Raw genomic sequence first — 512 nt, 5'->3', positions numbered from 1 at the left:
AGGTTCGTGATGTGAGCCCCGAAGCACGCGCGGCGGAGCACTGGCAGACTTATGTGTCGCGACTGGAGACCCAGCCGGGCATCATCGTCGCCCAACAAACGGCGAGGGGTGGACACTTCTATATTGCCGGCTTGAGAGACCCGCTTGCCGCCGACCCGCAGTCGCTGTTGTCCGGAACGCAGGTCGATCCCGCCCGCGTTCATTCGCAGTGGCAATTCTATCAGAGCCTTGAGCCGGAGTTCGTGCTGAAGCGGCTAACCGCGTCGCTGACCCCGCCGAAATCGGTTCGGCTTTCGATCGTCAATGATCGCATCGTTGCCGAGGGTGAGGCTCCCGACACCTGGATAGATCGGGCACGCGTAGCGGCCCGACAGCTTTCGGCAGGCGGACCGGTATTCGACATCTCCAAGGTTCGTGATGTGAGCCCCGAAGCACGCGCGGCGGAGCACTGGCAGACTTATGTGTCGCGACTGGAGACCCAGCCGGGCATCATCGTCGCCCAACAAACGGCG

At 62.9% G+C, this 512-nt stretch carries 1 pseudogene; it reads left to right on the top strand.

Features of this window, described 5'->3' with window-relative positions:
* Window positions 1-11: 11 nt before the first annotated feature.
* Window positions 12-512: pseudogene (locus tag BQ8482_RS39305) on the top strand (OmpA family protein); the annotation flags it as partial.

Source organism: Mesorhizobium delmotii (assembly GCF_900149755.1).
GTDB lineage: Bacteria > Pseudomonadota > Alphaproteobacteria > Rhizobiales > Rhizobiaceae > Mesorhizobium > Mesorhizobium delmotii.
Note: the sequence above shows the minus strand (reverse complement) of the source record. Positions and strands in the feature narration are given on the sequence as shown.